The following is a 14,485-nucleotide window of genomic DNA, read 5'->3' on the forward strand; positions in this document are numbered from 1 at the left end:
TACTGTGAACCTGGTTTTCATGCTGCGCGCGCTCGCAGCGCGCCGATCCGCTGCACTGCCGAATTTCTCTCGCTGCATGGCCGAGGAGAATGCAGCCATTCCGGCAAGCCGCAGCAAATCTGAAACCACGAATTCACGGGTCGCGGGACAAATCTGCCGTTTGCTCTTCTTTAGCGAACTTGGAAAAACAGGTGATTGCAGTCATTTGACTGGTTACGGTTGAACACCGGAATAAAGCCTTGGCAATCCATGATTTCACGTCTTGATGCAGGCCGCCATCTCTCTCATGTGGCGCATGTCCGAACCGCAACAGCCGCCTACAACAGAGATATCCGGGAAACTGCGTACGAGGCGCGCAACCTCGGCGCCGAGTTCTTTCGGATTTCCGTCGTCCAACTCGGTCGCATTGTCGAGTTCAGCGTGGCTGCACCGCGAGGCATTCACCGCCATTCCTTTCAGCCGAGGGTGCCCTGTCAAGACATGGCTGAAGTGATCGGGATGCGCACAGTTGACCATGAAATAGGCCGCAGCCCCATCGGTGAGTACGTCGACGCGATCAATCGCCTCTTCCAAACCAGTTCCGTTGTCCAGGCAACCATCGGCTTCCACAACGAATGAGACCGCAATCGGCACCCCGCAATCCTTGGCCGCCAGTACAGCACCTGCGGCTTCTTCGACTTGATTGAAAGTGTACGCATTAACCAAATCGATTCCGGCGTCAGCCACTGTGCCTATCTGAATAGCATGATAGGCGCGCGCGGCCGCGACCGTCAGGGGCGGAAGTTTGGCATAGGCATCACGGGAGGGACCGATGCAGAGCGCCACCAGAACATCATCGCGCATTGCCTCGTCTCGCAAGTTGCACATAAGGGCCACTGCTTTCTGGTTCAAAGCCGCCAAGCGGTCAGCTCCATAGCCAAGCGGCGCCGCACGGTCGCGGTTTGCCATCCACGTGAGCGTGTCGAGGATGCAGCCCAGATCGGCCTTGGCAGCCACCTTCATCAGATCACGCATTTGGTCGACAACAATCGGCTGGGCGTTGGCATCCTCGACCAAGGGAAAAGACGCAAACCCAGGCAGTTCAACTCCGCGATTGAAAATCAGGTCTGTTCCAGTCGCGGCGAAAACAAGAAATTTCTGATCCGTTTCGTGAGGCAAGAACCGTTTCATCTATCACCACCCCATTCTTTCCAGATTCAGTTTAATATTACAGATCGCGGCGAGAGAGCACAAATCCTCGACTTTCAAGCAGCCTCATTCCTCGACTGCAATGGGATGGGCCGAGAGCCGGGGCATTACCTTAGCGTACATCCAGTGACGTGCTCCCCTTAGAGTCCGGGGTTATTAGTTCGCTCTGTTCAGGGTTTGGTCCTCTACTGACCGTTGGTGATACTCCCGCGGGGTGAGCCCGTCGAGGCTCGAATGTGGGCGGTGGCGATTGTAATCCTCGCGCCAAGCCGCGATCAGGTCTCGGGCATGGCGCAAATTGGCAAACAGGTGCTCGTTCAGGCGCTCGTCACGCAGTCGGCCATTGAAGCTTTCCACGAAGCCGTTTTGCATCGGCTTGCCAGGGGCAATGTAGTGCCACTCGACCTTGCGGCCCTCCTGCCATTTCAGGATGGCGTTCGACGTCAGTTCCGTTCCGTTGTCGCTGACCACCATGCAGGGGTAGCCGCGCAGCCGGGCGATGTTGTCCAGTTCACGCGCCACGCGTTGCCCGGAAAGGGACGTGTCGACCACGCAGGCTAGGCACTCCCGGCTGAAGTCGTCGATGACGCACAGAACCCGGAAACGGCGCCCGTCTGACAGGCTGTCCGACACGAAGTCCAGCGACCATCTTTGGTTCGGGCCTTGCGGGATTGCCATCGGCGCACGGGTGCCAATCGCTCGTTTACGCAGGCTATAACCGCTTGCTCAAACGCCCTGTGCAGGATGTGACGCTGGCCTATTGCTGGGCTCATGCCCGCCGCAAACTGCATGATGTGACCCAATCCGGCGCGGCCCCAATCGCGCAGGAAGGTCTGGCCCAAATCCAGGCGCTCTATCGCATCGAAAAAGACCTGCGCGGTCAAAGTGCCAACAAACGCCGCGCCGCGCGACAGGACCGCTCAAAACCCATCATCGACGCCTTCGAACTCTGGCTCGCCCAGAACCGCGCCCGTGTCTCGGAGAAATCGCCAACCGGAGAAGCCCTGAAATACATCGCCAAATACAGGGACGGGCTGATCCGGTTCCTGGACGACGGTCGCATCGAATTGGATTCCAACCCCGTCGAGCGCACCATCAGACCAATCGCCCTCAACCGCAAAAACGCGCTCTTCGCAGGCCATGATACCGGAGCACAAAACTGGGCCGTCATCGCGTCCATGATCGAAACCTGCAAACTCAACGGGATTGAACCCCATGGCTATCTGTCCGGTGTCCTGACAGCTATTGCTGGCGGGCACAAACAGACTGATATCAACCTCCTGCTGCCCTGGAACTACGTCAATCACGTGTGAACCGCGCACCGCTTACGCTCTTCCGCATTGTCTGTCTCCTCGTGTGGAGAACAGGCTAACTTCAAAACGCGGACATTTCAGGGGAGCAGGTCACCAGCCAGGAAAGCCTCAGCAAAACGCCTATGTCGAGCGCTACAACCGGACAGTTCGGCACGAATGGCTGGACCTATACATTTTCGAAAGCATCGAAGAGGTCCAGCAGATTGCCACCGAGTGGCTATGGTCCTACAACCATGAACGCCCGAACATGGGCAACGGCGGGATGACCCCCGCACAGAAACTGAAGATGGCCGCGTAAATTCTACGACCAAGCCCCCGCAAAAATGGGGGGATTACCTCTGGAACTGCCAGACGCCGCCAAAAAAAACGGCCACTGTCAGATCACATCTGAACAACTATATTTCAAGCTATCGATTTCCTGGAATACCCGGTTCAGTATCGTCTCCAGTTCGGAGATTCTTAAAAGAACCTCAGGCGTATCAGATTGCTTACATGCCTTCTCAATCATTTCTGAAGTCTCTGCCAAGCTGTTGGCTCCGATGGAGTAAGCCGCAGACTTAAGCTTATGCGCCCCGAAGGTGATATCTTCTAAAGCGCGTGCGCTAGCTGCTGCCTGGATGTCATGAACATACTGTCGCGCTGGAGTGATGAACTCTGATAAGATCTCGGTTATGAGAGACATGTCCTCGCCAAAGCTCCGCTTTAGGAACGACAAATCTATGGGCGAAGTTACTTCCTGAGCAGTCGTGCATTCCTCCTTGGTGGGATTAGCGCACATCCAAGCCCGGACTTTTTCTGCCAACTCTTCCAATTCAACGGGTTTGCACAGAAAATCATCCATTCCTGCTTTGAAGCAATGTTCGACGTCTTCATCCAATGCGCCTGCTGTCACTGCAACAATAGGTAATCTTCTACTTGATTTGGTATCTTCGGCCGCACGTATTGCTCTTGCAAGTTCGAACCCATCCATATTCGGCATGTGGCAATCAGTCAAAAGCATGCCGAAGCCGTGCTTCTGTAAGGCCGATAAGGCCTCACGCCCGTCATTGACAATCATCACTGCAAAGCCAGTGCTGTTCAGTTGGCGCCGCAAAACATTTTGGTTGATCACATTGTCTTCGGCCAGAAGGATCAGCTGCCCGGATGCTTCCGCGGCTTCCAACGTAGGGACTGGAGCAGCCTCTTGCGGGACGTGATTGATTTCCTCACGAATATGCACAGGCGCCGCATGACCAAGAGCCTCCGCTATGCTGTTCAGGAACGAATGATGCCTAAGCGGAAACATCAGGGTTTGAACGCCAGAAGCCGGTTCGAAAGCATCACCTTGCCCCCGGCGGCTGCCAACAATCACCGGCACATCCGTTGGCATTTCGCAGCCTTCGGACTGAAACAACTCTGCGACATCTCTACTCTCAACAAAAACAACGCTGAAAGGCGCATCGTTTTCCAGAGCGTATTGCCGGCTTTCCCTAAACTCCTCAGGGGTGCCTGCCACAGACACTTCCATTCCCGTTCCAAACAGGTATGCGGGCATTACCTCTTTCAAAAACGGCGTTCTCATAAGGAGGAGAATCCGTTCCCCGTGAAAGTCAAATGGCTCCGACGATGCAGGGCTGTTTACATCTTCAGGCAGTGCAATATCAAAAGAAAAGCAAGATCCTTGCCCCACTGCTGTCTGAACACTGATCCTTCCATTCATCAGTTCAACAAGTCTGTTGCTGATTGTCAGGCCGAGACCCGTTCCCCCGTACCGGCGGGTCGTGGAACTTTCAGCCTGTGTAAACGCCTCGAACAGCGACGCCAGCGCATCCTCGGGAATGCCAATGCCAGTATCGGATATCTGTATCCTAAGCGAAACTTCCCCTGTTCCGAAGGGAGGCAACCGATCCGCTCGGATTTGAACACTGCCCTGCTCAGTAAACTTGATCGCGTTGCCAACCAAATTAAACAAGACCTGCCGAAGTCTATGAGGATCTCCTAGAACGGATGCAGGCAGCAACGGCTCTACGAAGCAGTCAAGCGCCACTCCCTTATCATGTGCAATAGATGCCAAGGCCTCACTGACACCTTCAACAACATCAGCAATAGAAAAGGGGGCCTTCTCCAGCTCCAGGCCTTGAGCATCAATCTTTGAGAAGACCAGAATGTCGTTGATGATGTTCAGAAGGGAATCCGAAGACTCACGTACTGTATTCAGCATTTCCCTGTGATCATCTGGCAATCCTGCTCTTTGCAGCAGATCGACCATTCCGATGATCCCATTCATCGGGGTACGGATTTCATGGCTCATCGTTGCCAAAAATTCAGCCTTGGCCTTGGATGCCTTCTCGGCTTCATCACGCGCTAAGGCAAGCTCGCTCGTACGGGCCGCAACCAGGCCTTCAAGGTTGTGATGAGTTGCTGCCAACTCGTTTTCTGCACGGCGTCTCTCAACTACCTCCTGTTCAAGGTTGGACACTTTTTCACGAATTGAATCCCGCATAGCGGCTAGAGATTTCGCCAACGAACCGACTTCATCTGTGCCGGATACATCGATCGGCCTGTCCAGATCACCTTCTCTCATTGCTGCGGCTGTGAGTGTTAACGCAGTTATCGGCCGGGAGATGCCTCTTCCGACAAAAAATGCTGCGGCAAGACTAAGAGCGATGAAGAGGCCGGAAATAACGGCAAAGCTTAAGATCGCGCTGTTCAATGTCTGTTCAGCATTAAGCCCAAGACTATCCTGTTCTTGTTTGATCGCCAGCTTGAGATTTTCGATACGGTTAGCCACATCCGGGCCAATCTTGTCCAACTCATAGAGAATGATCGCATTTCTTTGATTGATGATCTGATGAACTTCATGAAATGCAGAAAGATACGCACGAGTTTCTTCTTCTACGCTCCCGGCTGTGGCCACGCTTTCCTGATCTGTTAGTATTGCAGTCAGTCTTTGCAGAGTCAGTTCAGCGTCTCGAAATTCTCTCGTTGCACGATTGTGCAAGGTATCCTTGTTCTCGACAAGAAAACGGTTCGCGTAAAGGCGCCCGAGCAGAAAGCTGCGCAATGCAGAACCCGCCAGAAATGCGGCATCCAGCTGACCCTCTGCAGCGGCCTTAGCCATCTGGCTTGTTAGTGACTTTTCTGCCTTAGGACCAATTGCATTCAATTGCCCGTTAACAAGCTCGTTCCGGTGCATCTGCAGCTCGGTGACTTCGTCAAAACCTGCAACGTACCGTTTCAGATCGGCCTCCAAGTCTTTGAGCAAAAGCTGCCGGACGACATCACCCTCTGTCAGGTTTTGGGTATCCTGGATAAGCAGCAGTGTCTGTCTGGCACGCTTTTCCACACCTTTGATGTTTTCTTGAGACGCACTGATGACAAAATTCTTCGCGAAGATCCGTGTCATCAGCATGTTGGCCTGAATGCGCCCGTCGGCGTTGGTCTGCAGTGCCAAGTCTCTGTATGATTCAAAAATCCGCTGAGACTCTCGCAGGTTGATGAAGGCAATGAAGGCCATAATGGTTGCAAGCGTCATTACACTGCCAAAGCCAAGGGCCACCTTCTTCCAAATGCTTAGCCTGTTCACTCTTTCCGGCCCTTATGCTGGCTTTGCCACTGCGTGACCCATAAAGGTAAATCAGCAGCAGGGAGAGGTCGCGACACGAAGTAGCCTTGGACTATGTCGCAGCCAAGCTCGGTTACGAGATCCCAGTCTTCCAGGTGTTCTACACCTTCTGCCACGATTTTCAGGTTCAACGATTTTGCCAATCCGACGGAAGCTTTAAGAATGTTTCTCTTCGTATTGTCCTGCGCGGCACCGTCAACAAAAGCGCGGTCGATCTTGAGTTCTGAAAACGGAAGCGCTTCCAAATTCAGCAACGAAGAGCGGCCGGTGCCAAAATCATCAATTGAGATGACAAAGCCATGCATGTGCAATCGCGTGACAATCTCAAGGAAAACGGCTTCATCGCTAGGTGCCCCCGTTTCGGTGATTTCGAAAATGATCCTGCTTGGATCCAAAGCAAGGGAGGCGGCAAGGCGGGACAACCGGTCAGGCAGTTCTGTATCAAACAGCATTGCTGGCGAGAGGTTAAGCGCCACACGCGTTAGAAGGCCAACGGTCTCCCATTTCTGCAATTGCCGAAAAGAGAGTTCAACAAGCTTTTCTGTCATCGGCGCGATCAGAAGAGTGCTTTCCGCCAGTTCAATAAATGAATCTGGAAAGATCATCCCGTGCTCCGGGTGTTCCCAACGCACCAATGCCTCGACGCTGGAAAGCGATAGGCTCTTCAGCGACACTTTTGGCTGATAGTGCAGAACGAATTCATCAGCCTTGATGCCCCGTTCCAAGTCATCCTTTCCAATCTTGAGCGTTGGTCCAGAACTAGGGCGCACTGCCCTTTGTTCCAACCGTTTCAGGATTGGCAGGATTTCTTCATGCGAGATAGGTTTTGAAACCGCTCCTAGCACATTCAGAAGGCGCGCATTTGCCAGAGAGCATGCGGCCTTCAGAACCATGTCATCGGCACCGGAAAGGAAAGCGATCGCAGGCGGATGCGGCAGCTCTGACAAGTGGCGTACCAACTCGATACCATCCATGTCGGGCATCATTAGATCGCACAAGATCAACTCGGTGCTCTTGCCGCACGCCTTAAGAATCGAAAGAGCTTCGCTGCCGCTGCTGGCTTCGAGGAAGCTTTCGACGCCAAGACCGGAAAGTATCCGTCGAGTTAGACCTCTTATGAATGGCTCATCATCCACCAGAAGAACTGTTTTTGGAATAGAGCCCACGCCAAGAACCTCTTATCAATTTGGATCACAAAGCCGTGGCAACAAGAGCGTTTTCTGCCATGCGCGCTGATCAAGCATATCCTGGAACCGCTGATCGGTCGAACAGCATCCAGCAAGCTCTATACAGAAGGCTCTCAGACCAGGCTTATAGATACACGTCGCGTCTCTCATCGGTTCTGACCGGTCAAGAGCCGCGACGTGCGGATGTTCAGGCTGTCGATTCCTCGGGAGTTATTAAAGATAAGCAGGCCTTTCGGCAATGGTATTGGTTAACCCGCTGCAAACGAAAGAACATTGCTATTCCCTACGGGAGCTTGTGCTGGAACGTTGTTTTCCGGCACCCTTTCGCCTGTAGAAAACACCGATGTAAGACCGCTCAAGCTGTTTGCATCCGTGTCCAGCATCTGTGCTGCAGCGGTGGTTTCCTCAACCATTGCCGCGTTTTGCTGGGTGACACCATCCAATTGCGTAATCGCAGTGTTTATCTCAAAAATACCCGTCGATTGCTCCTTTGTTGCATCAGCAATCTCTTCCACCAGGCTGTTCACACTGCTGATCTTTTCGATCATCTCACTCAAGGACCCGAATGTCTTCTCAACCAGGCTGACACCATCCTGAACATGTTGCGAACTGCTGGAAATCAGCCCTTCGATCTCATCAGATGCATTTGAAGCCCGTTGCGCCAGCGCGCGCACTTCGGATGCAACAACTGCAAAGCCACGCCCGGCTTCGCCAGCCCGGGCAGCTTCGACACCTGCATTCAATGCAAGAAGATTGGTTTGGAAGGCAATGTCGTTGATGACACCAATAATCTGAGAAATCTTTTGAGAAGAGTCGCGGATTTCACTCATTGCGGAAATGGTTTGTTCCAGGACAACTCCGCTTTCTTCGGCGCTGCGCTTTGTTTCACCGACAAAAGCGGTGGCCTTGTCTGCACCAGATGCGGTGGAGCTCACAGTATCCGTCAATGTTGCCAAGGCGGCAGCAGTTTCGGCAAGGGTCGCAGCTTGGGTTTCAGTACGCATTGAAAGCTCACTGGAGGATTGATTGATTTCGGAGGCGCCGGAGCGAATGCTCTGTGAACTTGCGACAACGGACTGAATAGCATCCTGCAGCTTTTCCATGGCGGCGTTAAAGTTGACCCTCAACGCATCGTATTCCTCAGGGAAAGCTTCTTCTATTCGTGCAGTTAGAGTGCCATGCGCAAGCCGTTCAAGCCCTTGACTAAGAGCAGCAACGACATTGGCTTGCTCGGCACGGGCAAGATTCGCGCGTTCTTCTGCAACCCGGTCACGGTCAATATGAGCCTGACGAAACAATTCGAGAGCACGAGCCAACTGGCCCAATTCATGCTTGTGTTCTGCTCCGGTGATTGTGACGTCGGTATCGCCCTTCGCAAGGCTATTGGTCGTTTCGATGGTCCTGCGCAGTGGAAACGCAATCCAGCGGCCAACCAGAATCGAAAGAAGGATTGCCGCGGTAATGCAAAGGAGACCCGCGGCAGGGACCATCACAAACATCCGGTCAACAATAGTTTGGCCATTTGGCCCAAGCACATTCTGAGTTGCCACAATGGACTCGGCCAATTCTTCAAACTTGTTTTGCATTTCCGGGCCAATCTTGTCCAAGTGATCGGCGCTGATGGCATCTACTAGGGCAATGGCTACCTTGGTTTCCTCCAGTTTTTGCAAGAACAGGATGGTCTGAGCCTGCGCTGTTGAGGCGAAACCGGCCTCCTCTGTTGTCAGTGGCAGAGCCGCTATCTCGGACAAGTAATCGGCTGACAGAAGGATTTGCTTTCTGGATTCGTCAAAATGCTGCAGGTCGCGGGAAAGGAGAAATTTTTCAGCATAGATACGGCTGAGCAGCAGGCTTTCCTGAGCTTGAGACGTCTTGAACTGCAGCTCATTTTGCCCCTCAGTGTGCGCGGCTCCATTTAGGCCAGTCAAACTCTCTCGGGCGGTTTTACCCGCTTCTAAGAGGCTGTTTTCAAGACTTTCTTCGTGTTCTACTTCCACCCTTAGCTGCTGAAAGTGCTCCATGTACTTTTCAGAGGCAACGACGACCTGCCTGATTTCTTCAGAGTAATGCTGGTTTCCATCAAAGACGGTCAAGTCATTGCCGTCTCTGATAATCTCGGCAATGTTAGATTGGACCTCGTCGGCGTTTTCGGAGCTTCTTACTGCACGGAACATCAGAGCTGCGATCCTAGCTTGAAACAAATCCTCCACAAAATCGCTGATCGCGATGTTTTGTTTGGCCGTTGATCTGTACTTTTTGTAGCTGCTCCCTAGATCCCGCACAGCAAGAAGTGAAAATGCTGCCACAACAATAAGCAACGCGGTAATCGCAGCCGACCCAAGATTGATTCGATTGGTGATGGATATGGAACTCAACATCATAACTTCCCATGCTAAATTCGCCTAAAAGATGATTGCGCTGGAAAACCCGCGCAACTTAATGGCGTGAGGACACAGTAGTATCGAAATGATAATTTTTTCTAACTTTACGACTGGATTTAGGGTCAGTGAGCTCCCCCCCCGAAAGACCGCTTCGGCGACCTGTGCTGTTGTGCGGCAAAATCACCGCTGCGAGTGCGAGCGGATGCTGCGTCAGCAATAGCCGCGTAAGCAGAAGGCGGGTTTGTCCGCATCCCTTCCGTTCAATGATGGTTGGTGGCTGCACCTGCGGCGAAGGTCTGCTCCTTTCATTGCTCGTGCAGCATGGGATCACCGCCCGGCTTGCAGACCCCAAGACTTTGCAAACGTCGCTGTCTGCGCTTTGCTGACCCTGTTCCAGCTGGCGGTATCAGAACAAGTGCTTGCGCCCTGCTGAAGGTCCGCTTGCGCTGGAAGGCTTGAAAAAGCTCGCACATGCAGCGATCGGCGCCAAGCTTGTCAACTTAACGGCAAGTTTGGACTGACTGCTGTCTTGGAGCAGGCTGATGTGAAACTCTATCTTTTCACTGTTGCAGAAAGCGGCGGCTGCCCCCATCGCCGTGCATGAAGCTACCTGGCCCCCGAATATGCAGGCACAGCAAAACGAAGGAGCCTGTTCTCTGTTTCCGTAATACAGTCAGCCTCAGTCACAATGCTCCAACCCAGATATAGAAAAGGCGCCCGCCGGGCGCCCTATATGTAGATCTTGGTGAGAACTCGTGCCGAAACGGTGGGAACTCGTGGAAGATTTACAATCTTCAGTGTGTCCAGGGACCGCGGCGGTTGGTGGCGAAGTTGTCGCCATAGCCGCCCGGGCGGATGTTGGGCTTGCGTTCCTTGGGCTCGGCCACCTGCGCTTCGATGCCGTGGTCCTTGGCATATTCCAGCGCCGCCTCCTTGCTCTCGAACCGCAATTTGACCTGGCTCTGGGTGTCGCCGGAGGAGGTCCAGCCCATCAGCGGATCCACTTCACGGGCCGAGGCAGGCGCATATTCCAGCACCCATTTCCGCGTCTTGGCCATGCCAGAGGTCATGGCATTGCGTGCCGGCCGGTAAATCCGCGCTTGCATGGGCTGTCTCCCGCTTCGAGTCTTCGTCCAGCGCTTTTATGCGCCGGATACGGCGCTGCGGCAAGGTGCCATTTGCACAGGATTAGCCGGGGTTTGCTGCCGTGCCACAGGCCGCCCGCGCCAGCCCGCCCAGATGGGATTGCCGCGCGCACAGGAATTCCATCAGCCGGGCCGGATACCCCTGCGGCGGCGCCTCTTGCACCGAGGGCCGCGCCATGACAGCAGCCCGCCACGCTGCCATATGCGCGGCCTCCGGCATCAGTCCGAAATCCCCAATGGCCTCAAATGTCTCAAAATACCGGAAGATGGTGCCCCAGACGCCATCCACCAGGCGGAATGTTTCTCCGGCAAAGAAAGGCCCTTCCACCTCCGGCGCAATCCGCGCAAGCCGGATGCGCAGATCTCTGGCAGCCGCGGCAAATGCCGCCTCATCCGCGGCACTGTACAGTTTGCCGATGTCCGCCAGCGTCTCGGAGCCGAATGCGATCCAGGCCCGGTGCCGCGCCCGCTCCAGCGGATCGGCGGGGTGCAGGCTGCCGGGCGTGGCTTCATCCAGGTATTCGGCAATCACCTGGCTTTCAAACAACACCCGCCCGCCGGTTTCCAGAACCGGCACCCGGCCCAGCGGCGACAGCGATCGGAACCATTCGGGCTTGTCCGCCAGATCGATATAGGTGCGCCGGTGCGGGATGGCTTTTTCACGCAGCACAATCACTGCGCGTTGCACATAGGGGCACAGATGGTGGCTGATAAGATGCAAGTCAGTCATGGGATCCTTACTTAAATGCAATTGCATGCACATCAGATGGGCGGCCCGCCCTTGCACATCAATGCATATGCATTTAAAATTCCCGTATGGAAACACCTGACCCGTTCCGCATCTGGCTGCCGCTGGCCCGCGCCCATAAATCCATCCTCGCCACAGTGGAGGCTGCATTGAAACAGGCGGGCCTGCCGGGCCTGGACTGGTACGATCTGCTGTGGGAGCTTGAGTGCGCCGGCGGCACCGGTCTGCGCCCTTTTGAGCTGCAGGAAAAACTGCTGCTGCCGCAATACGGCGTCTCGCGCCTGGCGGAGCGGCTGGCCAAGGCGGGCCTGCTGGAACGCCAGACCTGCAACGGCGACGGGCGCGGCCAGACACTGGTGATCACGCCGGACGGCGCCGCCATGCGCGCCCGCATCTGGGCGGTTTACGCCGATGCCATGCAGCAGGCCGTCGGCAGCCGTTTCAGCCCGGGCGAAGCACGGCGGCTGGCGGAACTGCTTGGCAAATTCCATCGTCCTGCGCGCAGCTGACAAAAACAGGCTGCATTCCGGCGAAACCCCGCCCTGCCCCCTTGCACAAGAACAAAAACAGACCAAAATCAGCGCCAGCCGCCAACGGAGTCGCCTGATGCCCTATGCCCATTCCGATAAGACCATGCCGATGATGACCCAGCGGGCACCGCAGCAGCGGCCCAAGCTGGAAGGCGGCAAGCGGTTTGTGATGCATACCCCGTTTCAGCCCGCCGGCGACCAGCCCACTGCGATCCGCGAACTGTCCGAGGGCGTGCTGGACGGCGAGCGCAACCAGGTGCTGCTGGGCGCCACCGGCACCGGCAAGACCTTCACCATGGCCAAGGTGATCGAGGAGACCCAGCGTCCCGCCATCATCCTCGCCCCGAACAAAACCCTCGCCGCGCAATTGTATGGCGAATTCAAGGGCTTCTTCCCGGAAAACTCGGTCGAATATTTCGTCTCCTTCTATGACTACTACCAGCCCGAGGCCTATGTGCCGCGCTCGGATACCTACATCGAGAAGGAAAGCCAGATTAACGAGCAGATCGACCGGATGCGCCACTCCGCCACCCGCGCCCTGTTGGAACGCGATGACGTGATCATCATCGCGTCTGTCTCCTGCATCTACGGCATCGGCTCGGTTGAGACTTACTCGGCGATGACCCAGGACCTGAAAGCGGGCGAAATGTACGACCAGCGCCAGATCATGGCCGACCTCGTCGCCCAACAGTACAAACGCAACGACCAGGCCTTCCAGCGCGGCTCCTTCCGGGTCCGCGGCGACACGCTGGAAATCTTCCCCGCCCACCTGGAAGACCGCGCCTGGAAACTGTCCTTCTTCGGCGAGGAACTGGAGGCGATCACCGAATTCGACCCGCTGACCGGCGAAAAGACCGGCAGCTTCGAGCAGATCCGCGTCTATGCGAACTCCCACTATGTGACGCCGAAACCAACGCTGAACCAGGCCGTGATCTCGATCAAGAATGAGCTGAAGATGCGGCTGGAAAACCTGCTCGGCGAGGGCAAGCTGCTGGAGGCTCAGCGGCTGGAACAGCGCTGCAACTTCGATATCGAAATGCTCGAGGCGACAGGCCACTGCAACGGGATCGAGAACTACTCCCGCTATCTGACCGGCCGCGCACCGGGTGAGCCGCCCCCCACGCTATTTGAATTCATCCCCGACAACGCCATCGTCTTTGCCGACGAAAGCCATGTCTCGGTGCCGCAGATCGGCGGCATGTACAAGGGCGACCACCGGCGCAAGATGACATTGGCCGAACACGGCTTCCGCCTGCCGTCGTGCATGGACAACCGCCCGCTGAAGTTTGAGGAATGGGACGCCATGCGCCCGCAATCGGTGTTTGTCTCTGCCACCCCGTCGAAATGGGAGCTGGAACAGTCCAGCGGTGTGTTTGCCGAACAGGTGATCCGCCCCACCGGCCTGCTGGATCCGCAGGTTGAAATCCGCCCCGTCGACATGCAGGTGGACGATCTGCTGGACGAGGTGCGCCGCGTCACTGCTGACGGGTTCCGCACGCTTGTGACCACGCTGACCAAACGCATGGCCGAGGATCTGACCGAATACCTGCACGAACAGGGGATCAAGGTCCGCTACATGCATTCCGACATCGACACGCTGGAACGCATTGAAATCCTGCGTGATTTGCGCCTTGGCGCCTTTGACGTGCTGATCGGCATCAACCTGCTGCGCGAGGGGCTTGATATTCCCGAATGCGGGTTGGTCGCCATTCTGGACGCCGACAAGGAGGGCTTTCTGCGGTCTGAAACCTCGCTGATCCAAACAATCGGCCGCGCCGCCCGCAACGCCGAGGGCCGCGTTATCATGTACGCCGACCGCATCACCGGCTCGATGGAGCGCGCCCTGGGGGAAACCGACCGCCGCCGCGACAAGCAGATCGCCTATAACACCGAGCACGGTATCACGCCTGAGACCGTCAAGAAAAACGTCGAGGACGTGCTGGCCGGGCTTTATGCCGGCGACACCGACATGAGTCGCGTCACCGCCCAGATCGACAAGCCGATGCACGGCGCCAATCTGGAGGCGCACCTGAACGGCTTGCGCGACCAGATGCGCAAGGCCGCCGAGAACCTGGAGTTCGAAGAAGCCGCCCGCCTGCGCGACGAAGTGAAACGGCTGGAGGCAGTGGATCTGGCGATCTCCGACGACCCGCTGGCCCGGCAATCCGCGGTCGAGGCGGCGTCCGAAGCGGCGGTCAAGTCGCGTGGGCGTTCAACCGCGGGCAAGGCCGGGACACGGGCTTATAGGGGTAAATCGCAGAAGAAATTTTCGTGACAACTAAGTTAATCGACCAAGGAGATTTGAGCTCAATGAAAAACGATTATTCCCGAAGCATTGCAATGCTTTGTCCAACTTGCGGGTCCGACGAATTCTCTTTTGACAATGACC

The 14,485-nt window shown here is 55.7% G+C and carries 9 protein-coding genes and 3 pseudogenes; 5 read left to right on the forward strand and 7 right to left on the reverse strand.

Annotated elements, in window-relative coordinates:
- The coding region (locus L1069_RS22250; protein ID WP_237457099.1) for a hypothetical protein at positions 1-223 on the forward strand (223 nt) is incomplete at its 5' end.
- Positions 224-255: 32 nt separating this feature from the next.
- Here the strand turns inward: L1069_RS22250 and L1069_RS22255 are convergent.
- Positions 256-1,170 carry a homocysteine S-methyltransferase family protein gene (locus L1069_RS22255; RefSeq protein ID WP_237457100.1) on the reverse strand — a complete coding sequence of 305 codons (915 nt, stop codon included), beginning with the start codon at positions 1,168-1,170 and terminating at the stop codon, positions 256-258.
- 174 nt (positions 1,171-1,344) lie between these two features.
- Positions 1,345-1,896, reverse strand: a pseudogene (locus L1069_RS22260) (IS3 family transposase); the annotation flags it as partial.
- Here L1069_RS22260 and L1069_RS22265 point away from each other — a divergent pair.
- Positions 1,893-2,501 (forward strand): annotated as a pseudogene (locus tag L1069_RS22265) (IS66 family transposase); the annotation flags it as partial. The pseudogenes L1069_RS22260 and L1069_RS22265 sit on opposite strands and share 4 nt — an antisense overlap.
- A gap of 94 nt (positions 2,502-2,595) precedes the next feature.
- A pseudogene (locus L1069_RS22270) lies at positions 2,596-2,799 on the forward strand (transposase); the annotation flags it as partial.
- 78 nt (positions 2,800-2,877) lie between these two features.
- Here the strand turns inward: L1069_RS22270 and L1069_RS22275 are convergent.
- The 5 genes from L1069_RS22275 to L1069_RS22295 all read right to left on the reverse strand — a co-directional run bounded on the left by L1069_RS22275 (position 2,878) and on the right by L1069_RS22295 (position 11,548).
- On the reverse strand, positions 2,878-6,015 hold the full coding sequence (locus L1069_RS22275; RefSeq protein WP_237457101.1) for an ATP-binding protein: 3,138 nt from the start codon (positions 6,013-6,015) through the stop codon (positions 2,878-2,880).
- Between the two features lie 47 nt (positions 6,016-6,062).
- Complete coding sequence (locus L1069_RS22280) at positions 6,063-7,271, reverse strand: EAL domain-containing protein (RefSeq protein ID WP_237457102.1); 1,209 nt, start codon at positions 7,269-7,271, stop codon at positions 6,063-6,065.
- A gap of 269 nt (positions 7,272-7,540) precedes the next feature.
- Positions 7,541-9,670: a methyl-accepting chemotaxis protein gene (locus L1069_RS22285; protein WP_237457103.1), complete on the reverse strand. Its 2,130-nt coding sequence runs from the start codon at positions 9,668-9,670 to the stop codon at positions 7,541-7,543.
- Positions 9,671-10,467: 797 nt separating this feature from the next.
- On the reverse strand, positions 10,468-10,779 hold the full coding sequence (locus tag L1069_RS22290; RefSeq protein ID WP_134828932.1) for an ETC complex I subunit: 312 nt from the start codon (positions 10,777-10,779) through the stop codon (positions 10,468-10,470).
- Positions 10,780-10,861: 82 nt separating this feature from the next.
- On the reverse strand, positions 10,862-11,548 hold the full coding sequence (locus L1069_RS22295) for a glutathione S-transferase family protein (RefSeq protein WP_134828931.1): 687 nt from the start codon (positions 11,546-11,548) through the stop codon (positions 10,862-10,864).
- Between the two features lie 86 nt (positions 11,549-11,634).
- Here L1069_RS22295 and L1069_RS22300 point away from each other — a divergent pair, with 86 nt between their 5' ends.
- Both L1069_RS22300 and uvrB read left to right on the forward strand, forming a co-directional pair.
- Positions 11,635-12,075, forward strand: a complete 441-nt coding sequence (locus tag L1069_RS22300; RefSeq protein WP_129369570.1) for a MarR family winged helix-turn-helix transcriptional regulator — start codon at positions 11,635-11,637, stop codon at positions 12,073-12,075.
- A 97-nt stretch (positions 12,076-12,172) separates the two neighbouring features.
- Complete coding sequence (gene uvrB, locus L1069_RS22305) at positions 12,173-14,371, forward strand: excinuclease ABC subunit UvrB (protein ID WP_237457104.1); 2,199 nt, start codon at positions 12,173-12,175, stop codon at positions 14,369-14,371.
- Positions 14,372-14,485 lie beyond the last annotated feature (114 nt).

It is taken from the genome of Leisingera sp. MMG026 (assembly GCF_021654205.1).
Classification (GTDB): Bacteria; Pseudomonadota; Alphaproteobacteria; order Rhodobacterales; family Rhodobacteraceae; genus Leisingera.

Bases quoted from the DNA above. Each gene is read 5' to 3' on its own strand.
- L1069_RS22295 (WP_134828931.1), bottom strand. From the start codon at position 11,548: ATGACTGACTTGCATCTTATCAGCCACCATCTGTGCCCCTATGTGCAA.
- L1069_RS22255 (WP_237457100.1), bottom strand. From the start codon at position 1,170: ATGAAACGGTTCTTGCCTCACGAAACGGATCAGAAATTTCTTGTTTTC.
- L1069_RS22300 (WP_129369570.1), top strand. From the start codon at position 11,635: ATGGAAACACCTGACCCGTTCCGCATCTGGCTGCCGCTGGCCCGCGCC.
- L1069_RS22275 (WP_237457101.1), bottom strand. From the start codon at position 6,015: ATGACGCTTGCAACCATTATGGCCTTCATTGCCTTCATCAACCTGCGA.
- L1069_RS22285 (WP_237457103.1), bottom strand. From the start codon at position 9,670: ATGTTGAGTTCCATATCCATCACCAATCGAATCAATCTTGGGTCGGCT.
- uvrB (WP_237457104.1), top strand. From the start codon at position 12,173: ATGCCCTATGCCCATTCCGATAAGACCATGCCGATGATGACCCAGCGG.
- L1069_RS22290 (WP_134828932.1), bottom strand. From the start codon at position 10,779: ATGCAAGCGCGGATTTACCGGCCGGCACGCAATGCCATGACCTCTGGC.